At 74.6% G+C, this 18768-nt stretch carries 18 protein-coding genes; 6 read left to right on the top strand and 12 right to left on the bottom strand.

Features of this window, described 5'->3' with window-relative positions; all coding sequences use genetic code 11:
• The first annotated feature begins 11 nt into the window (after positions 1-11).
• Positions 12-887, top strand: a complete 876-nt coding sequence (locus IE326_RS23885; protein ID WP_190042941.1) for a carbohydrate ABC transporter permease — start codon at positions 12-14, stop codon at positions 885-887.
• A gap of 55 nt (positions 888-942) precedes the next feature.
• A complete protein-coding gene (locus IE326_RS23880) occupies positions 943-2553 on the top strand; it encodes a glycoside hydrolase family 13 protein (RefSeq protein ID WP_150226776.1) in 1611 nt (536 codons plus the stop codon).
• Positions 2554-2605: 52 nt separating this feature from the next.
• On the opposite strand, the gene IE326_RS23875 is transcribed toward IE326_RS23880, so the two are convergent.
• Positions 2606-2857 carry an EF-hand domain-containing protein gene (locus IE326_RS23875; RefSeq protein ID WP_150232433.1) on the bottom strand — a complete coding sequence of 84 codons (252 nt, stop codon included), beginning with the start codon at positions 2855-2857 and terminating at the stop codon, positions 2606-2608.
• 91 nt (positions 2858-2948) lie between these two features.
• Here IE326_RS23875 and IE326_RS23870 point away from each other — a divergent pair, with 91 nt between their 5' ends.
• Positions 2949-3590, top strand: coding sequence for a transcriptional regulator (locus IE326_RS23870; protein WP_150226775.1), 642 nt, complete (start codon positions 2949-2951; stop codon positions 3588-3590).
• Here the strand turns inward: IE326_RS23870 and IE326_RS23865 are convergent.
• Together IE326_RS23865 and IE326_RS23860 are read right to left on the bottom strand one after the other, a co-directional pair.
• Positions 3533-4327 (bottom strand): DUF817 domain-containing protein, encoded by a 795-nt coding sequence (locus IE326_RS23865; protein WP_190042940.1) that lies wholly within the window; start codon positions 4325-4327, stop codon positions 3533-3535. The two genes, IE326_RS23870 and IE326_RS23865, sit on opposite strands and share 58 nt — an antisense overlap.
• A gap of 51 nt (positions 4328-4378) precedes the next feature.
• Positions 4379-5122, bottom strand: a complete 744-nt coding sequence (locus IE326_RS23860) for a DUF2470 domain-containing protein (RefSeq protein WP_150226773.1) — start codon at positions 5120-5122, stop codon at positions 4379-4381.
• A gap of 136 nt (positions 5123-5258) precedes the next feature.
• Between IE326_RS23860 and IE326_RS23855 the strand changes: the two genes are divergently transcribed.
• The gene (locus IE326_RS23855) at positions 5259-8924 is read left to right on the top strand and encodes a WGR and DUF4132 domain-containing protein (protein WP_190042939.1); all 3666 of its coding nucleotides are present in this window, start codon (positions 5259-5261) and stop codon (positions 8922-8924) included.
• Positions 8925-9098: 174 nt separating this feature from the next.
• Entirely contained in the window at positions 9099-10910 is a 1812-nt protein-coding gene (locus IE326_RS23850) for a BCCT family transporter (RefSeq protein WP_190042938.1), read from the top strand.
• 75 nt (positions 10911-10985) lie between these two features.
• Here the strand turns inward: IE326_RS23850 and IE326_RS23845 are convergent, their stop codons facing one another.
• The 8 genes from IE326_RS23845 to IE326_RS23810 form a co-directional block, all read right to left on the bottom strand.
• The gene (locus IE326_RS23845) at positions 10986-11189 is read right to left on the bottom strand and encodes a hypothetical protein (protein WP_190042937.1); all 204 of its coding nucleotides are present in this window, start codon (positions 11187-11189) and stop codon (positions 10986-10988) included.
• An 84-nt stretch (positions 11190-11273) separates the two neighbouring features.
• Positions 11274-11864 carry a TetR/AcrR family transcriptional regulator gene (locus tag IE326_RS23840; protein WP_150226769.1) on the bottom strand — a complete coding sequence of 197 codons (591 nt, stop codon included), beginning with the start codon at positions 11862-11864 and terminating at the stop codon, positions 11274-11276.
• A gap of 226 nt (positions 11865-12090) precedes the next feature.
• Positions 12091-12357: a metal-sensitive transcriptional regulator gene (locus IE326_RS23835; RefSeq protein ID WP_030753236.1), complete on the bottom strand. Its 267-nt coding sequence runs from the start codon at positions 12355-12357 to the stop codon at positions 12091-12093.
• Between the two features lie 70 nt (positions 12358-12427).
• On the bottom strand, positions 12428-13297 hold the full coding sequence (locus IE326_RS23830; protein WP_150226768.1) for a sulfite exporter TauE/SafE family protein: 870 nt from the start codon (positions 13295-13297) through the stop codon (positions 12428-12430).
• Complete coding sequence (locus tag IE326_RS23825; RefSeq protein ID WP_190042936.1) at positions 13294-13875, bottom strand: rhodanese-like domain-containing protein; 582 nt, start codon at positions 13873-13875, stop codon at positions 13294-13296. The genes IE326_RS23830 and IE326_RS23825 overlap by 4 nt, the downstream gene beginning before the upstream one ends.
• A gap of 284 nt (positions 13876-14159) precedes the next feature.
• Complete coding sequence (locus IE326_RS23820) at positions 14160-15548, bottom strand: MBL fold metallo-hydrolase (protein WP_150226766.1); 1389 nt, start codon at positions 15546-15548, stop codon at positions 14160-14162.
• A 74-nt stretch (positions 15549-15622) separates the two neighbouring features.
• Entirely contained in the window at positions 15623-15946 is a 324-nt protein-coding gene (locus tag IE326_RS23815; protein ID WP_190042935.1) for a rhodanese-like domain-containing protein, read from the bottom strand.
• Between the two features lie 238 nt (positions 15947-16184).
• Positions 16185-16988: an IclR family transcriptional regulator gene (locus IE326_RS23810; RefSeq protein ID WP_190042934.1), complete on the bottom strand. Its 804-nt coding sequence runs from the start codon at positions 16986-16988 to the stop codon at positions 16185-16187.
• A gap of 250 nt (positions 16989-17238) precedes the next feature.
• On the opposite strand from IE326_RS23810, the gene bla reads away from it, so the two are divergent.
• Positions 17239-18171, top strand: a complete 933-nt coding sequence (gene bla, locus IE326_RS23805; RefSeq protein ID WP_190042933.1) for a class A beta-lactamase — start codon at positions 17239-17241, stop codon at positions 18169-18171.
• Here the strand turns inward: bla and IE326_RS23800 are convergent.
• Positions 18168-18644 (bottom strand): GNAT family N-acetyltransferase, encoded by a 477-nt coding sequence (locus IE326_RS23800; protein ID WP_229915588.1) that lies wholly within the window; start codon positions 18642-18644, stop codon positions 18168-18170. The two genes, bla and IE326_RS23800, sit on opposite strands and share 4 nt — an antisense overlap.
• Positions 18645-18768 lie beyond the last annotated feature (124 nt).

Genomic DNA, 18768 nt, shown 5'->3' with positions numbered 1-18768 from the left:
GGAAGCCACACATGTCCACACGCACGCTCGTCCCACCGGCCCGGCTCGCCCGGCCCCGCGGCAGGGCCGCCTACCGCGCCTCCCTCGCCCTGGTCCTCGTCCTCTTCACCCTGGTCTTCCTCGGCCCCCTCTACTGGCTGGCGTCCAGTGGCCTCAAGGACGCCCAGGAGGTCATCCAGACCCCGCCCACCCTGGTCCCCGGCACCTTCGAACCGGAGAACTACACCCGGGCCTGGGAGGTCATGGACCTCGCCACCCTCCTCCTCAACACCCTCTACTACGCCTTCGGCGCCCTCGCCTTCCAGCTCGTCCTCGACGTCGCCGCCGCCTACTCGCTCTCCAAGCTGCGGCCCATTCTCGGCAAGGCGATCCTCGGCATGATGCTCGCCACCCTGATGATCCCGGCGACCGTCCTCGTCGTCCCCCAGTACCTCACCGTGCTCGACGTGCCGATCGTCGAGCGCAACCTCCTCGACAGCCCCTGGGCGATCTGGCTGCCGTCCGTCACCAACGCCTTCAACATCTTCCTGCTGAAGCGCTTCTTCGACTCCATCCCCAAGGAACTCCTCGACGCCGCCTCCATGGACGGCGCCGGCCCCCTGCGGATCCTGTGGGCGATCGTCCTGCCGATCTCCCGGCCGATCCTCGGCGTCGTGTCGATCTTCGCGGTCGTCGGCGTCTGGAAGGACTTCCTCTGGCCGATGCTCACCCTCCCCGACCCGGCCAAGCAGACCCTCAACGTCGGCATCTACTCGCTCTCCAACGGCGTCCCGGTGAACGTCCTCATCGCCGCCCTCACCATCGCCTCGCTGCCGACGCTCCTCGTCTTCCTGCTCTTCCAGCGGAACATCATGAGCGGCCTCACCGCCGGCGGCCTCAAGGGTTGACCCGCCCCTCCCCGGCCCCACCACCGCACCCCTCCCTGCCCGAAAGGACCGTCACGTGGCAGCCCCCATCCCGACCCGCACCGCCGACTGGTGGCGCGACGCCGTCATCTACCAGGTGTACCCGCGCAGCTTCGCCGACGGCGACGGCGACGGCACCGGCGACCTCGCGGGCGTCCGGGCGAGACTGCCCCACCTCGCCGGCCTCGGCGTCGACGCCGTCTGGTTCACCCCCTGGTACGCCTCCCCGATGGTCGACGGCGGCTACGACGTCGCCGACTACCGCGCCATCGACCCCGCCTTCGGCACCCTCGACGAGGCCGAGAAGCTCATCGCCGAGGCCGCCGCCCTCGGCCTGCGGGTCATCGTCGACATCGTCCCCAACCACGTCTCCGACCGGCACCGCTGGTTCCGTGAGGCCCTCGCCGCCGGTCCCGGCAGCCCCGAACGCGCCCGCTTCCACTTCCGCCCCGGGCGCGGCGAGCACGGCGAACTCCCGCCCAACGACTGGCCGTCCCAGTTCTCCGGCACCACCTGGACCCGCGTCCCCGACGGCGAGTGGTACCTCCACCTCTTCACCCCCGAACAGCCCGACCTCAACTGGTCCCACCCCGACGTCCGCCGCGAGCACGAGGACGTCCTCCGCTTCTGGTTCGAACGCGGCGTCGCCGGCGTCCGGATCGACTCCGCCGCCCTCCTCACCAAGGACCCGGACCTGCGGGACTTCACCGAGGGCGTCGACCCCCACCCGTACATCGACCTCGACGAGATCCACGAGGTCTACCGCTCCTGGCGGGCGATAGCCGACGCGTACGGCGGCGTCTTCGTCGGCGAGGTCTGGCTCCCCGACGCCGAACGCTTCGCCCGCTACCTCCGCCCCGACGAACTGCACACCGCCTTCAACTTCAACTTCCTCGCCTGCCCCTGGGAACCGGACCGGCTGCGCCGCACCATCGACGACACCCTCGCCGAACACGCCCCCGTCCACGCCCCCGCCACCTGGGTGCTGTGCAACCACGACGTCACCCGCACCGTCACCCGCTACGGCCGCGCCGACACCGCCTTCGACTTCGCCGCCAAGCGCTTCGGCACCCCCGCCGACCTGGACCTCGGCACCCGCCGCGCCCGCGCCGCCGCCCTCCTCACCCTCGCCCTGCCCGGTTCCGTCTACCTCTACCAGGGCGAGGAGCTGGGCCTGCCCGAGGCCGACGTCCCGCTGGACCGCATCCAGGACCCCATGCACTTCCGCTCCGGCGGCACCGACCCGGGCCGCGACGGCTGCCGCGTCCCCCTTCCGTGGGAGGCCGACGCCCCCGCGTACGGCTTCGGCACCCGGCCCGGCACGGACCCCTGGCTGCCGCAGCCCGCAGACTGGGCCCGCTACGCCGTCGACCGGCAGGACGCCGACCCCGCCTCCATGCTCGGCCTCTACCGCGCCGCCCTCGCCCTGCGCCGCACCGAACCCGGCTTCGGCGACGGCGCGCTCGACTGGCTCCCGGCCCCGGACGGCGTCCTCGCCTTCACCCGCGACCACGGCCTGACCTGCGTCGTCAACCTCTCCGCGGCCCCCGTCGAGCTCCCCGCCCACCGCACCCGGCTCCTCGCCAGCGGCCCCCTCGACCCCGCCGGCGCCCTCCCCCCGGACACCGCGGTCTGGCTGCGCGCCTGAGCCCCGGCGCCCCGACCCCCCGCGCCCCGGTCCTGACCCCGGGGCGCGGGAATCACCACCCGAAACGGCGGTCCACGACGGCGGCGAACTCCTCGGGGCTGAGGACGCGGTCGCCGTTCTGGTCGGCGGCGTCGAAGAGCGCGGCGGACGCGTCGTCGCCGCCCACGCCCCAGAAGGGGATCACCCCGCGCGCCGCCAGCGTGGGCCCCTTCTCCCGCAGGGCGACGATGACCTCGGTGCGCGTCAGCGTGCCGTCGTGGTCGAGGTCGAGCGCGTCGAAGAGGGCGCGGGCCTTGTCGCTCATGACATGTCCTCGGGTCGGAAGGGGGGCCTCGTACGGCTCCGTACGGGAGAGGACGCCCCGGACGCCGTCCGGGTTGCCTAGGCTCTGGTCCATGGCGAACCCCTCCACCCCCGAGCTGCTGGTCCTGCACGCCGTGCGGCTGCGGGGCATGACCGACGAGACGGAGGCCGCGGCACGCTTCGGCCTCGATCCGGAGACCGTGGCCGAGCTGCTGCTCGACCTCCAGGCGTACGGCCGGGTCACGCGTTCCTCCTTCGCCGGCACGTCCGGCTGGAGCCTCACCGACGCGGGCCGGGCGGAGGGCGAGCGGCTGCTCGCCGAGGAGCTGGCCGCGAGCGGCCTCGGACCGTACGTCCGCGAGCGGTACGAGACCTTCCTCGCGTACAACGGCCGCTGCCTGACCGCCTGCACCGACTGGCAGCTGCGCCCCGACGGCACCGGCAGGCTCGCCGTCAACACCCACGGCGACGCGGCCTGGGACGCCCGGGTCCTCGACGAGCTGACCGTCCTCGGCGGGGTCATCGACACCCTCTCCGACGAGCTGGGCACCCGGCTGTCCCGCTTCGCCGGTTACGGCGACCGCTTCACCTCCGCCCTCGCCCGGGTCCGCCGCGGCGAGTTCTCCTGGGTCGACCGGCCCCGCGCCGACTCCTGCCACACCGTCTGGATGGAGCTTCACGAGGACCTGCTCGCCACCCTCGGCATCCGCCGCGGCGAGGAGCCCGTCCCGTAGGCCAGGACGAAGGTGACGGTGATGAGGAGCGCCCAGGCGCCGAACTTCGCGACGGAGACCGGCTGCCAGCCGTCGAGCTGGTCGGGATAGCTCCAGGCGCCGACGTAGGTGGCGGCGTTCTCGGCGACCCAGAGGAAGAAGCCGATGAGGGCGAAGGAGAGCGCGAGCGGCATCCGGTGCTCCTCCTCGCCGACCCGGAAGCGGACCCAGGTGCCGGCGGTGGCCAGGAGCAGCAGCGCGGCGAGCACCCAGCGGGCGTCGGGCAGCCAGTGGTGGCTGAAGAAGTTGAGGTAGACCGCGGTGGCGAGGACGGCCATGGCGCGCGGCCGGTAGCCGGTCAGCCGCAGGTCGAACAGGTGCCAGGCGCGGCACACGTAGCTGCCGACGGCCGCGTACAGGAAGCCGCCGTAGAGCGGGACGCCGCCGAACTTGGTGACCGCGTCCTCCGGATAGCTCCAGGAGCCCATGCGGACCTTGACCAGCTCGAAGACGAGCCCGATCAGATGGCAGACGGCGATCACCGCGACGTCCCGCGCGCTGTCCCAGCCGAGCACCCGGGCCAGGACGGTGAGCGCGATCCCGTAGCAGAGCAGCAGGTCGTAGCGGGCGACGGGCAGGTCGGGCAGGAGGTTCGACACCCCGATGCCGCCGACGAGGGCGACGGCGAAGGCGCAGCAGCGCGCCTCCAGGAGGGCGAAGCGGAGGAGCTGGCGGAGGCCGTGCGTGATCCGTTCCATGCGGGAGGGGACGCCTCGTCCACATGTGCGGTTTCCGGCCGCCCGGAACGGTCAGGAATGGTCGTGGTGGTGGCCGCAGCGGGGCGCGGTGAGCAGGCGGCGGACCATGTCGCCCGCCTCGGCGGCGTCGCGGGCCGGGCCGGGGAAGAGCAGGCGGAGGTCGCAGTGGCCCTCGCCGTACTCGCAGCGCAGCGAGACGGCGTGCTGGTCCATCGCGAGCGGGAGGGTGCGGACGACCCCGTGGGGGAGGCGGGCGCCGGCGAGGACGACGAGGTCGCCGACGAGGTCGGCGTGGGCGTCCGCCAGGTGGCTGAGGAGCGCGGCCTCTTCGAGGGCCAGCGGGTCCGGGGAGGCGAGGGCGTACGCGCCGGGGGCGACCTCCGCGGCCCCGGCGTGGGTGCGCAGGACGACGCGGGCGAGGTCGAGGCGGAGCGGGCCCGGGGCGCCGGGGACGGCGGGAGCACCGGGGGTCGCGGGGACGAGGCGGCCGGTGAGCGCGACCCGGGCGCGGACCCGGTCGCGCAGCGCGGTCGGGGCGATGTCGGTGAGGTCGAGGCGGACGTCGGGCGCGCCGAGGGGGAGGCGGGCGAGGTGGTCGGCCAGGTGGTCGGCGAGGGGGGTGTCGGCGGGCGGGTGGAGGGTGATGCGGCCGCGGGCGCCGACGGTGTGCGCGCCGAGCAGGTCGTAGGTCTCCCCGTCGAGGGTGAGGGAGAGGGAGACGGCCCGGGCCAGGACGGAGCGGACCTGTTCCGCGGCGGTCTGCTGGGGCAGGGCGGGGGAGGGGGCGACGCGCACGGGACTCTCCTCATTCGGATTTAGGTAAGGCTAACCTAACCATTGCTGAGCAGGTGCTGTCCAGGACCCCCGTAAGCGGAGGGATTTCGGGCGTTGTCGGTCGGCCCGGCTACTGTGCACTCCACAGAACGGACGAATGACAACGGGAGGGACCGTGCGCCGCTGGGAGCACGCCGGGGACGGCGCGGGGAAGTTCTGGGAAGCCGGGGCCGAAGGCGCCTCGGTGACCGTCCGGTTCGGGCGGATCGGCACCGGGGGCCAGGTCCGCGTCAAGGAGTTCCCCACTCCCGAGGCCGCCGGCGCCCACCTGCTCAGGGCCGTCGGAGAGAAGGAGCGCAAGGGGTACGTCCCCGTCGCCGGCGCCGCCGTGGTCCCCCCGCCCGCCTCCGCCCCCGGAGCCGAGTCCGCCGCGCCCGCCGCCTCCCGCGCGCCCGAAGGCCCCCCGGCCGTCGGGGCGGCGCCCGAACTCCCCGTCGTCCGGCCCGAGGAGACCGTCTTCACCCTCCCCGAGGAGTGGAAGCGGAATCTCCGGCCGCGCCGCGGCGGCACTCCCGTCCGGGTCGAGGCACCCGACCCGGAGGCCCCCGCCCGCCTCGCCGAGTGGCGCCGCCGCTTCGCCGCCGAGGCCGACCGCGCCCTCGACGCGGAGCGGAGCGACGCCGCCCTCGTCGACGCCGCCCGCGCCCACGACGCCGGCAGCACCGGTCCCCTCGGCGCCGCCGTCCTCGCCGCCCTCCTGCCCCAGGCGGCCGACCGGCGCACCGTCGCCGACGCCTGGACCCTCGCGCACGGACTGCCCTTCGCCGCCGCCGCCGCCGTCGAACTCCTCGAATGCCGCCGGATCTGGCTCCAGGTGGGCCGCGACAGCGTCCTCGGCGGCGTCGACACCGCCGCCGAGGACGAGCGCGGCTGGGAGCGCGGCGAGGCGTACGCCGCCCTCGACCGGGTCCGCGCCCTCCTCGCCGTCACCGACGACGCCACCTACGCCGCCGCCGTCACCGCCCTCGCCCGCCGCCGCACCACCCCCCGCCGCCGCGTCGCCGTCTCCTACCTGGTGCCCACCGAGCGCGCCTGGACCGACGAGTGCCTCGCCGACCCCGCCACCCGCGACCACCCCCAGGTCGCGGTCCGCGACATGCTGGCCTGCTCCCTCACCGCCGACCAGACCGCCGTCCTCGGCGGCCGCCTCGACCTCGGCTGGCGCGGCTGGGGCGCGGCCACCGTCGCCACCGTCGCGGACGGCACCGGCACCGCGACGGTCCCCTTCCTCGTCACCGAGACCGACCGCCAGTACCTCGGCGCCGACGACCTCAAGGCGTTCGCCGCCGCCCTCGCCGCCTTCCCCTCCGACGAGGCGTTCCAGGCCCTCGTCGACCGCGTCGGCGACAAGCACGTCCGCGTCGAACTGGCCGAGGCCGCCCGCCGCTTCCCCGTCCGCGCCCTGCGGCTCCTCGCCCCCGCCTCCCGCGCGGCCGGCGCCGACGCCGCCCTGGTCCGGCGGATGCTCACCCGCCACGTCGCCACCCACCGCCCGCTCGCCCTCGCCGTCCTGCCGGAACTGCCCGCGGACGCCGCCGAGGTGGTGGAACCGCTCACCCGCGCCCAGGACACCTCCGAGGACGCCCCCCTCGCCGCCCTCCCCGACGTCCTCGTGACCCCGCCGTGGACCGCGCCGCGCACGACGGCCAGGCCCCGGGTCGTCACCGGCGCCGCCGCCCCGGACGGCACCCGCGTCTCCTGGCGCGACGGCGAGCGGAGCGCCTGGGCCACCACCGAGTCCTGGGTGACCGGCTGGCAGGCGTACGAGCCGCTGGACGTCCTCGTCGACAAGCTCCTCCGGGGCGACCTGCACCCCTGGCACACCGTCGGCGTCCTGGTCAACGGCCCCGCCGACCGCGTCCGGCCCTTCCTCGCCGACTGGGACGGCATGGACCACTGCTACGACGGCGCCGAGGTCTTCAAGCCGCTCGTCGCCGCCCACGAGGAGGCCGCCCTGCCGCCCCTGCTGCGGATGGCGCCCCATCACCCCGCCGCGATGGCCGAGGTGATGCTGCCCTTCCTCGACGTCCGGGTCGCCCGGCTGATGGCGCACTGGCTGCACCGCCTCAAGACGGCCGGCCGCACCGCCCGCACCTGGCTGCTGCGCCACGGCACCGACGCGGCCCGGCTCCTCGTGCCCGACGCCGTCGGGGCCGCGGGGGCCGGGCGGACCGCCGCCGAGGGCGCCCTCCGGGCGCTCGTCGCCGCCCAGGGACCCGAGGGCGTCCGCACCGCCGCCGGGGAGTACGGGCCCGGCGCCGTCGAGGCCGTCGAACAGCTCCTCGCCACCGACCCGCTGGTGTCCGCCCTGCCCGCCCGGATGCCGCAGGCCGCCGCCTGGATCGACCCCCGCGTGCTGCCCCGGATCCGGCTGCGGACCGGCGCCACCCTGCCCGTCCCCGCCGTCTCCCACCTGCTCACCATGCTGGCCGTCTCCAAGCCGGGCGCCCCCTATCCGGGCCTCGACCGGGTCCGCGAGGTGTGCGAGCCCGGCTCGCTCGCCGCCTTCGCCCGGGGCCTCTTCGAGGAGTGGCGGGTCGTCGGCATGCCCCCGAAGGAGGCGTGGACCCTCCAGGCCCTCGGCTGGTTCGGCGACGACGAGACGGTCCGCGCCCTCACCCCCGTCATCCGCGCCTGGCCCGGCGAGGGCGCCCACCACCGGGCCGTCGAGGGGCTCGACGTGCTCGCCGCCATCGGCACCGACAGCGCCCTCCTCCACCTCCACGGCATCTCCCAGCGGGTCAGGTTCAAGGCCCTCAGGCAGCGGGCCCAGGAGAAGATCGCCGAGGTCGCCGACGAACTCGGCCTCACCGCCGAGCAGCTCGCCGACCGGCTCGTCCCCGACCTCGGCCTCGACGCCGAGGGCGCCACCACCGTCGACTACGGCACCCGCCGCTTCACCGTCGGCTTCGACGAGGCCCTCCGGCCCTTCGTCCGCGACGCCGAGGGCCGCCGCCTCAAGGACCTCCCCAAGCCCGGCGTCCGCGACGAGAAGGAACTGGCGACCGCCGAGCGCAAGCGGTTCCTCGCACTCAAGAAGGACGTCCGGGCCATCGCCGCCGACCAGGTCCGCCGCCTGGAGGCCGCGATGGTCGACGGCCGCTCCTGGACCGGCGCCGAGTTCCGGCAGCTGTTCGTCGAGCACCCCCTCGTCCGGCACCTCGCCCGCCGCCTCGTCTGGAGCGCCGGGCAGGACGGCGCCGCCGTCACCTTCCGGGTCACCCCGGCCGGCGTCTGCGCCGACGCCCGCGACGAGCCGCTGACCGTCGCCGACGACGCCACCGTCACCCTCCCGCACCCCCTCCGGTTCGCCGGCGAGCTCGGAGTCTGGGCCGAAATCCTCGCCGACCACGAGCTCGTCCAGCCCTTCCCGCAGGTCGCCCGCCCGCTCCACGCGCCCTCCGCCGAGGAGGCCGCGGGCGCCCGCCTCACCCGCTTCGAGGGCGTCACCGTCCCGGTCGGCCGGCTCCTCGGCCTCCAGAAGCGCGGCTGGGAGCGGGGCGTCCCGCAGGACGCCGGCGTCGAGCGCTGGTTCTCCCGCCGCGTCGGCCCGGAACGCCACCTCGTCGTCCAGCTGGAGCCCGGCATCGCGGTGGGGGTGCCCGACGAGGCCCCCGAGCAGACCCTGAGGACCGTCTGGCTGGACGCCCACCCCGGCGACCACTGGGAGAGCCGCACCTATCCGCTCCGCTTCGCCGACCTCGACCCCGTCCTCGTCTCCGAACTCCTCACCGACCTCACGGAACTGACCTCGCAGAACTGACCGCACGGAACCGACCGCACGGAACCGACCGCACGGAACCGACGGGGCGGAAGCGGTCCCGCGAAACCGCCTCCGCCCGGGGCCTGTTGGTCCGACGACTTCGCCCCCGTTCGTGATACTGCCTTACCAGGACATGAGAGGTTCGTCCCATTTGGCAGGGAAAGGGGATGCGCGGTGCACGACGAAAGAGAACCGGCGGGGGACCGGGGCGGCGGCAAGGACGGCACCGGGCGCGGCCTCCTGCCGGTGACGGCGGACCTGCCCGACCACGCGGGCCGCCACCCGGCCCGTACCGATCCGGTCGTCTTCGGCGTCACCGCCGTCCTCACGCTCGCCTTCGTCGTCTGGGGCGCCACGGCCACGGACAGCCTGGAATCCGTCTCCAGCAGCCTCCTCGACGGCCTGATCCGGGACGGCGGCTGGGCGTTCATGCTCGCCGCCTCCGGCTTCGTCGTCTTCGCGCTGTGGCTGGCGATCAGCCGCTACGGCCGGATCACCCTCGGGCAGGAGGGCGAGGAGCCGGAGTTCCGCACGGTCTCGTGGATCGCCATGATGTTCAGCGCCGGCATGGGCATCGGCCTGATGTTCTACGGCGTGAGCGAACCGCTCGCCCACTACGGCACCCCGCCGCCCGGCACCTCCCCGGCCGACTCGGCCGAGCGGATGGAGACGGCGATGGCCACCACGCTCTTCCACTGGACGCTCCACCCGTGGGCGATCTACGCCGTCGTCGGCCTGGCCATCGCCTACTCGACCTTCCGCCGCCGGCGCCGGCAGACCATCAGCGCCGTCTTCGTGCCGCTGATGGGGAAGCGCCGGGCGCTCGGCGGGCCCGGACGGGTCATCGACATCCTCGCCATCTTCGCCACGCTGTTCGGCTCGGCGGCCTCGCTGGGGCTCGGCGCGCTCCAGATCGGCAGCGGCGTGGAGGAGCTGGGCTGGATGGAGAAGACCGGCACCGGCCTGCTCGTCGCCGTCATCGCCGTGCTCACGGTCGCCTTCGTGATGTCCGCGGTCTCCGGCGTGGAGAAGGGCATCCAGTGGCTCTCCAACATCAACATGGTGCTGGCGCTGCTCCTCGCGGTCTTCGTCTTCGTCGCGGGACCCACGATCATCGTCCTCGACCTGCTGCCGACCTCGATCGCCGCCTACCTCGGCGACCTGCCCCAGCTGGCCGGCCGCACCGAGGCCACCAGCGGCGACGACATCCACGACTGGCTCGGCAGCTGGACCGTCTTCTACTGGGCGTGGTGGATCTCGTGGACGCCCTTCGTCGGCATGTTCATCGCCCGGATCAGCCGGGGCCGGACGATCCGTCAGTTCATCGGCGGCGTCATCCTGGTGCCGAGCACGGTCAGCCTGGTCTGGTTCGCGATCTTCGGCGGCACGGCGATGCGGCTGAGCGAGCGGGGCGAGCTGGCCGGCGAGACCACCCCGGAGGGGCAGCTCTTCGGACTGCTCCAGGAGTTCCCGATGGCGGGCGTGATGAGCCTGCTCGTCATGGTCCTCGTCGGGATCTTCTTCGTGTCGGGCGCGGACGCCGCCTCGATCGTGATGGGCACCCTGTCCCAGCGCGGGGCGATGGAGCCGACCCGCCCGGTGGTCGTCTTCTGGGGCGTGGTCACCGGGGCCGTCGCGGCGATCATGCTGCTCATCGGCGACGGGCAGGGCGACGCCCTGGCGGGCCTCCAGAACCTCACGATCCTGGTGGCCGCCCCGTTCGTCCTCGTCATGATCGGCATGTGCGTGGCCCTCATGCGCGATCTGCGCGAGGACCCGCTGATCGTGCGCGGGCGGGTCGGCGAGGAGGTCGTCGGCGTCGCGGTGATCGCCGGACACGAGAGGTACGACGGCGACTTCGAGCTCCGCATCGGTCCCGGCACCCCCGGCGGAGACCCGGACGGCGCCTCGGGAAGCACGGACGGCGCCCCCGGCGGGGACGCGGACGGCCCGGCGGTCCCCCCGGCGGACCCGGTGGCCCGCTGAGGCGGTGGTCCGCTGAGGCGGTGGTCCGCCGGTGCCCGGTGGCCGTCGGTGACCGGCGACCGGCGGCCCGCCGGACTAGTCGCCGCCGGAGTCCCCCTGGTTCTGCGACGACCCGCCTCCCTGGGACCGCCGCGGCAGGCGGCGCACGCCCTCGCCGGCGGCGAGGGTCGCGCGGGCGACGCCGCGCACCCAGCGCGGACCGCCCCGCGCCGCCCACACCACGCACCCGCACCCGACGACGGCGAGGCCGACCATCCCCGCCAGCAGAACCGTGACCATGACGTTCCCCCTTCGATCACCCGAGGTCGGGGGTCATTTTCGCAGGCGCCGGCGGCTCCGGGCGACCGGCCCCGCAGGGGAGCGTCAGGGGCCGACCGAGCGCCAGATGCGGTCGGGGAGGACCCGGGCGGCCTCTTCGAGGTCGACGTCCCCGAGGGTCAGCCAGCGGCGGGCCATGCCGATGACCGGGCCCAGCACCAGGGCCTCGATGACCGGGGTGGGGAGGTCGGCGAGCTCGCCGGCCTTGCGGTGCCCGTCGAGCCACTGCTCGATCGGGGTGAGCCGGGCCTCCTGGTTGTCGCGGATCTCGGCGGCGCGGGCCGTGCCCTCCTGGTCGGCGAAGGGGGAGTGCAGCAGCCGGGCGGCGGCCGGCCGGGTGCGGACGAACTCCAGATAGGCGCGGACGACGGCCTCGATGCCGGAGCGGGCGTCCTGGTGGGAGGTCAGGGCGGTGGCCAGTTCGCCGAGGAGGCGGCCCAGCCAGCGCAGGGCGAGGGCGCTGATCACCCCGTGGAGGTTGCCGAAGTGGTGGTAGAGGCTGCCGGTGCTGACGCCGCTCGCCCGGGTCAGGGCGGAGACGGTGACGCCCGCCTCGCCCTCGCTCGCGTAGAGGTCGAGCGCGGCGTCGAGGACGCGCTCGGCGGTGACTGCTCCGCGCTGCTGCTTCGGGCTCATCGAGCGGGGTGCCCCTTCGGTCGCGGGCCATCCCTGGCCTGGTTGTTCCGTACCTGGTCAGCATAGGAGGCGCGGACGCCGCCGGACCCCGTCGCGCGGCGTCCGGGCGGCGGGGTCCGAGGGGGTGGGGCGGGGGAACGGGCCGTAATCGGAGGGGGATCCGGGTGGGGATCCAGGGGGGGATCCGAGGCTGGGGATCCGGGCGGGGCCGGTCGGCGTCACGGGCTCAGGCGAGCGCCAGGAAGAGCTTCTCCAGTTCGGCCTCCGACATGGGAGGGGCGTCCGGGGAGTCGTCGGCCAGGCACTGGCGCATCCCGCTCGCCACGATCTTGAACCCGGCCCGGTCCAGGGCCCGGGAGACGGCGGCCAGCTGGGTCACCACGTCCTTGCAGTCACGGCCCGATTCCACCATGGAGATGACTCCGGCCAGCTGTCCCTGGGCGCGCCGCAGGCGGTTGAGCACCGGCGCCATCGCTTCCTCGTCGACCTGCACGGCCGTCCTCCTCTCGTCTCCCCCCCGGCTTCCAGTATACCCCCTAGGGTATTAAATCGGCTGGTACCGGTCACTCGCGGGCCGTGACGGCCCGGTGCCGCGTCCGCCGCACCGCCCGGCCCGCAGCCGTCGCCGCTCCGGCCGCGCCGAGCACCGCCCAGGTGGCGGGGTGGGTCCAGACGGCGGAGTCGAGCTGCTGGGCGAGCACGAAGACGCCCATCACCACGACGAACCAGCCGAAGGCCTTGCGCAGCGCGTCCTGCGGGATGCGTCCGGCGAGGCGGGCGCCGATCAGGCTGCCCGCGACCGCCGCCACGGTCACCGTCAGGGCGACGCCCCAGTCGATGGACACCCCGGAGAGGTGTCCGGCGAGTCCGGCGAAGGACTTCATCGCGATGACGAGGAGCGAGGTGCCGACCGCGATGCCCATGGGCAGTCCGCCGAGGATGGCGAGGGCGGGGACGACGAGGAACCCGCCGCCGGAGCCGACCAGGCCGGTCACGGCGCCGACGACGAGTCCCTCGACGGCGATGTGCTTGAGCGGCAGGTCGCGGTGGGCGGGCCGGGCCGCCCTCTTCGCGCCGTCGCGCGGCTTCCGGAGCATCGCGAAGGCGGTGGCGAGCATCATCAGCGCGAACGCGACGAGCAGGACCGTGCCGGGTATGTACTCGGCGAGCCGTCCGCCGCCGTACGCGCCCGCCATGCTGAAGGCGCCGAAGAGCAGGCCGGTCCGCCACCGCACCCGGTGGGCGCGGGCGTGCGGGACCAGGGCGGCGAGGCTGGTGACGCCGACGACGAACAGCGAGGTGGCGATGGCCTCCTTGGTGTCCTGCCCGGCGAGGTAGACCAGGATCGGGACGGTGAGGATGGACCCGCCGCCGCCGAGGATGCCGAGGCTGACGCCGATGAGCAGGGAGGCCGCGACGATCAGGGCGGTCACGACGCGCTCCGCAGCTCCGCGATCACGGTGCGGAGGTCGGTCCGGGGGCCGCGGTTGTAGGGGAGCTTGGAGAGCAGGACGCCCATGGCACAGGAGTTGCTGAGCGCGGCGTAGGTCAGGCCGGCGCCGACGGCGGTGCCGATGAGGTGGGCGCCGGGGACCAGGAGGCCGACCAGACCGGTGGTCAGCACGATCGAGCCCGCCACCAGACGGACCTGGCGCTCCATGTCCCAGCGCTCGGCGCCCCGCTCCACGGGTGCGCCCGCCGCCTCCCAGGCGTTCATGCCGCCCTCCAGGACGCGCAGGCCCGGCAGGCCGGCCTGGCCGAGGGCCTGCTCGGCCTCCCGGGCGCGCTGGCCGGAGCGACAGACGAGCACGACGTCCTCGTCCAGGTGCGACAGGAGCTCGGCGCGGTGCTCGCGCAGGGTGTGCAGCGGGACGTTGTACGCGCCGGGGATGTGGACGGTGCGGAACTCGCCCGGGGTGCGCACGTCGAGCAGGCGCGGCGCGCGGCCCTCCTCGGTGAGGGCGCGCAGTGCGGCGGGGGTGAGGGACAGGGCGGTGCGCGGGGCGCTCATGCGTGACTCCGAAGGGAAGGGAAGGGATACCCGAGGGGGTATGCAGGGGGGTGTGTGGGGCCCGGGGCTTCGCCGGGGCGGGGGAGGGGGGTCGCGGGCCGGGGCAGTGCGGCCCCGGCCCGCGACGGCTGATGGCCGGACCGGAATGGTTCCGGGGGAGGGCCTGGATGGGCCGGGGGTCGGACCTGGGTGGTCCGGAGCAGATCCCGGGGGCCGGGGGGTCTGGGGGGCTGGGGGGCAGGTCCGGACGGTCCCGGAGTCGCCCCCCCCGGGCGGTCCCGGGCTCAGGCCCGGGCGGGCTCGGTCGCGAGGGCCCAGGCGGCCCAGCCGCCGAGGATGTCGGAGACGTCGCCGAAGCCGCGGTGGCGCAGCAGGCTGGCGGCGACGGAGGACCGGTGGCCGCCCGCGCAGTGCAGGACGAGGGGCCGGTCGGCGGGCAGTTCGCCGGTACGGGCGGGCAGCTCGCTGAGCGGGATGTGCAGGGCCTCGGGGATGAAGCCGTTCGCCTCGCGCTCGCCGCAGGTGCGCACGTCCACCACGAGGGGCGGGTTCTCCCCGCCCAGGGCGGCCCTGAGGTGCGCGGCGGTGAGGCGACTGGCCGGGACGACCTCGCCGGCCAGTACCCGCAGCGCGTCCTCGGGGTTGCGGACGTAGCCCGCGACCCGGTCGAAGCCGATGCGGGCGAGGCGGGTGACGACCTCCTCCTCGCGGTTCTGCGGGGCCATGACGACCAGTTCGTCGGCCGGGTCCAGGACCGTGCCGGCCTGTTCGGCGAAGCGCCCGTCGGCGGGCACGTTCACCGCGCCGGGCAGGTGCCCGGCCGCGAACTCCTGCGGGTCGCGGGCGTCGACGACGACCGCTCCGCCGTCGCGCAGCGCGGTGAACTCGCCGAGCGCGAGCGGCCGGGCCGCGGCGGTCGCGTCGTACAGGGTGCGGTCCTTGCGGTTGAGGTCGGCGTCGTAGGCGAAGTAGCCGGGCGCCGCCGACTGGCCGGCGGTGACCAGGGCCACGAACTCCTCGCGGCCCATCGGCGCGCAGGCGTAGTTGGTGGCGCGCTGCTCGCCGATCGTGGAGGACTTCTCCGTGGACAGGTTCTTGCCGCAGGCGGAGCCCGCGCCGTGGGCGGGGAAGACCCGGACCTCGTCGGGCAGGCCCATCAGCTTGTTCTGCACGCTGTCGTGCAGCATCGCGCCCAGCTCCTCGGCGGTGACGCCGACCGAGGCGAGCAGGTCGGGGCGGCCGACGTCGCCGATGAAGAGGGCGTCGCCGGTCAGGACGCCGTACGGGACGGTGTCGCCGGCGTGTTCGTACACCAGGACGCTGATCGACTCCGGGGTGTGGCCGGGGGTCTCCATGACCTCCAGGACCACGTCGCCCAGGGCGATCCGCTCGCCCTCGGCGAGGTGCCGGACCGGGTACTCGGTCTCGGCGCGGGCGCCGTAGCCGATCCAGGCGCCCGTCTCGTCGGCCATCTCCAGGTGTCCGGCGACGAAGTCGGCGTGGAAGTGGGTGTTGATCACGCCGACGACGGTGAAGCCGTGCGCCCGGGCGTCGGCGAGGTACTCGGAGACGTCCCGGCGCGGGTCGACGACCACGGCCTGCCCGGTCCGCTCGTCGGCGATCATGTACGACGCCTGGGACAGGCAGTCGAGGTAGTACTGGGCGAAGAACACGGCGAACCTTTCGACGGAGGGGTCGGGCGCGGAGCGGAGCCCCGCGGGAGTGCGGTGGGGGAGCGGCCGGGCGCTCAGGCGGTCCTGGCGTCCGCGCCCCGCACGACCGGGCGGCCGGTGCGGGCCCAGCCGGAGGTGCCGCCCGCGACCGAGACCGCGTGGAAACCGGCGGCCTCCAGGTGCTCGGCGGCCCAGGCGCTGCGGTTGCCGCTCGCGCAGATGACGTAGACGGGCCGGTCCGCGGGGAGCGCGGCGAGGTGGGCGCCCAGCTCGGAGAGCGGTGCGGGGCGGACCCCCGGCACGTGGCCCGCCGCGTACTCGTCCGGCTCCCGCACGTCGATGGCGAAGGCGCCCTCCGCCAGTTCGGAGGCGAAGACGTCCAGATCGGCTTCACGCATGGAGATCACCTTTCGAATACCCCCCGGGGTACTTACGCCGTCGACTGTAGGCAGGGCCCGAAGGGGAAGTCAAATACCCCCCTGGGTATCTTGAGTCACAGGGGGGTGCGGTGAAAAAATACGGGTGGGGGTATGGCGACCTGTGGCGGAGGGGGAAGGGGAAGGGGAAGGGCACCGACGGATCCGTCGGTGCCCTTCCCCTTCCCCCTCCGCCGGGCGGCTGCCCGGCGGCCGGCCGTCAAGGCTCGTGACCGTGCGCGGCCACCGCGAAGGTCTGGGAGAGCAGGATCCGCTCCGCCTGCTCCTGGAGCCGGTCCGCCAGCCCGCGCAGCCGCGCCCCCTCGGCGGCGGGGATCGACAGGGCCACCGCGGCGGTCCCGGTGCCCACGGTGATCGGCACCGCCGCGCACGCCGTCCCGATCGCGTACTCCTGGTGTTCCAGGACCGGCAGCCGCCGCGGCATGCCGGCGAGCTTCCGGTCGAAGTCGCGCCGGACCTCGACCGTGTGAGGGGTGAGCGCGGTCACCGGGTGGCGGCCGAGGTGTTCGGCGCGCTCCTCCGGCTCCAGCTGGAGCAGCAGGCTCTGCCCGGCGGCGTGGGCGTGCGCGGTCGCCCGGAAGTCGGCCCACTCCTCGACCGGCGGGCGCCCGGGATTGTCCGAGACCGCGCCGACCTCGACCTCGCCGTCCCGGTACCGGACGAAGTACACGGCGGCGTCCAGGTCCCGGCTCAGCCGGTCCACCCACGCCTGGAGCCCCAGCGCCGGACGGTGGCCGGGATCGGCGCCGCCGTCGAGGCCCGCGTCCCGGCGCAGCGGCGAGACGAGCGCGTAGACACCGTTGTCGTTGCGTACCAGACCCTCGTGGACCAGGGTCCGCAGCAGGTGGTACGCCGTGGGCAGCGGCAGCAGCGCCTCGCGGGCCAGCTGCTTGGCGCTGCCCGTGCCGCCGCGGCGCTCCAGCTCGTCCAGCAGCCGTACGGCCCGGCGCACCGACTGGATCAGGGTCGGTGCCGCGCCGCCTCCCCCTTCGTGGTGGGGCATGCGTGTCCTTTCGGTGTGGCCTGTGCTCGTGCGGCCGGTGTGCTCGTGCGGCCGACGCCTTCGGTGTGCGTGTGTTCCGTGCTTGTGCGGTCGTGCACCGGATGTGGTCGATCTCCGGAGCACTGTGCTCCGGTCCATGATCGGACAGTGAACCCCGAATCACATAGCGTCAGGTGACGGGGTGTCGGAACCGGCGCCGTCGCTTCCGGCGTGGTCCGAGACGGAAACGCCCGCCCACGAAAGGACGTCCGTGTCTTCCCGGAACCCCGGAACCTCCCGCCGCACCGCCCTCGCCCTCGGCTCCGGCACGGTGCTCACCGCCGCCCTGGGGCTCGGCGCCGCCCCCGCGCACGCTTCGGAAGGCGCCGCCCGGGGACCCGCGACCCGGGCCGAGGCCCGCTTCCGCGCCCTGGAGGAGCGGTACACCGCCCGCCTCGGCGTCCACGCGTACGACGTGCGCACCGGCCGCACCCTCGCCCACCGGGACCGCGAGCGCTTCCCGATGTGCTCGGTCTTCAAGACCCTCGCCGTCGCGGCCGTCCTGCGCGACCTCGACCACGACGGCGGCTTCCTCGCCCGCCGCGTCCACTACACGGCCGCCGACGTCGAGCGCTCCGGCTGGTCCCCGGTGACGGAGGACGCCGGGAACATCGCCCGGGGCATGACCGTCGCCGAACTCTGCGACGCCACCCTCCGCTTCAGCGACAACACCGCCGCCAACCTGCTCCTGCGCGACCTGGGCGGCCCCACCGCCGTCACCCGCTTCGCCCGCTCGGCCGGCGATCCCGTCACCCGCCTCGACCGCTGGGAGCCCGAGCTCAACAGCGCCGAGCCCTGGCGGATCACCGACACCACCACCCCGCGCGCGATCGCCCGCACCTACGGCCGGCTCCTCCTCGGCCGCGTCCTGGACCCGGCCGACCGCGCCCTCCTCACCGACTGGATGCTCCGCAACACCACCAGCGACGCCCGCTTCCGCAAGGGCCTCCCGGCGGACTGGACCGTCGCCGACAAGACCGGCGGCGGCGACTACGGCGGCAACAACGACGTCGGCGTCACCTGGCCGCCGGACGGCGGCCCGATCCTCCTCGCCGTCCTCACCACCCGCCCGGACCGGGACGCCGAGGGCGTGGACGAACTGGTGGCCGCCACCGCGGCGATCGCCGCCGACGAGCTCCGCTAGCGGACCTCGGACCCCGGGGCCATGTCGTACGTGATCCACATCGTGCGCGTGGCCACCTGGTCGTACTTGGAGCGGGCGCGGTGGTTGTCGTCGGCCGTGATCCAGCGGACGACGCTCCAGCCGCGCTCCGCGCCGATCCCGCGCAGCGCGGCCAGCAGCAGGTCGGCCGCGCCCGTCCCGCGGCTCTCCGGGTCCACGAACAGGTCGTCGAGCCAGCCGCCTACGGTCGCGGACAGCGGCCGGGCGAAGGCCCGGAAGTGCGCGAGCCCGACGAGCCGGCCGCCGGCGTCCTCGGCCACCAGCCCCTCCACCTCGTGCGCCGGGTCGTGGAGCCACGACCAGACGAGCCGGGCGGCCTCCTCGGTCTGCTCGACCCGGTAGAAGTCGGCGTACCCCCGGTAGAGGGCGCGCCACTGGTCGAAGTCCTCCTCCCGGACGGGACGGACCAGGACGGCGGCGGTGTCGGACGTCACAGCTCTCACTCTCCTCGGTGCACCGCGCCCTGCGGTGCACCGACAGTGGATCATGGCGCCGCTCCCTCGGCCGCGGCGGTACTCCCCGGCCGCCTTCGGGTGGCGCGGAGGGCGGTGGGCCGGA

This window comes from Streptomyces filamentosus (assembly GCF_014654895.1).
In the GTDB taxonomy this organism is placed as follows: Bacteria; Actinomycetota; Actinomycetes; order Streptomycetales; family Streptomycetaceae; genus Streptomyces; species Streptomyces filamentosus.
This window is presented reverse-complemented; position numbering and strand designations above follow the sequence as displayed.

Excerpts from the sequence above, each read along its gene's own strand:
- IE326_RS23840 (WP_150226769.1), bottom strand. The coding sequence starts at position 11,864 with ATGAGCCCGAAGCAGCAGCGCGGAGCAGTCACCGCCGAGCGCGTCCTC.
- IE326_RS23810 (WP_190042934.1), bottom strand. The coding sequence starts at position 16,988 with ATGCCCCACCACGAAGGGGGAGGCGGCGCGGCACCGACCCTGATCCAG.
- IE326_RS23885 (WP_190042941.1), top strand. The coding sequence starts at position 12 with ATGTCCACACGCACGCTCGTCCCACCGGCCCGGCTCGCCCGGCCCCGC.
- IE326_RS23815 (WP_190042935.1), bottom strand. The coding sequence starts at position 15,946 with ATGCGTGAAGCCGATCTGGACGTCTTCGCCTCCGAACTGGCGGAGGGC.
- IE326_RS23875 (WP_150232433.1), bottom strand. The coding sequence starts at position 2,857 with ATGAGCGACAAGGCCCGCGCCCTCTTCGACGCGCTCGACCTCGACCAC.
- IE326_RS23855 (WP_190042939.1), top strand. The coding sequence starts at position 5,259 with ATGACAACGGGAGGGACCGTGCGCCGCTGGGAGCACGCCGGGGACGGC.
- IE326_RS23865 (WP_190042940.1), bottom strand. The coding sequence starts at position 4,327 with ATGGAACGGATCACGCACGGCCTCCGCCAGCTCCTCCGCTTCGCCCTC.
- IE326_RS23870 (WP_150226775.1), top strand. The coding sequence starts at position 2,949 with ATGGCGAACCCCTCCACCCCCGAGCTGCTGGTCCTGCACGCCGTGCGG.
- IE326_RS23825 (WP_190042936.1), bottom strand. The coding sequence starts at position 13,875 with ATGAGCGCCCCGCGCACCGCCCTGTCCCTCACCCCCGCCGCACTGCGC.
- IE326_RS23845 (WP_190042937.1), bottom strand. The coding sequence starts at position 11,189 with ATGGTCACGGTTCTGCTGGCGGGGATGGTCGGCCTCGCCGTCGTCGGG.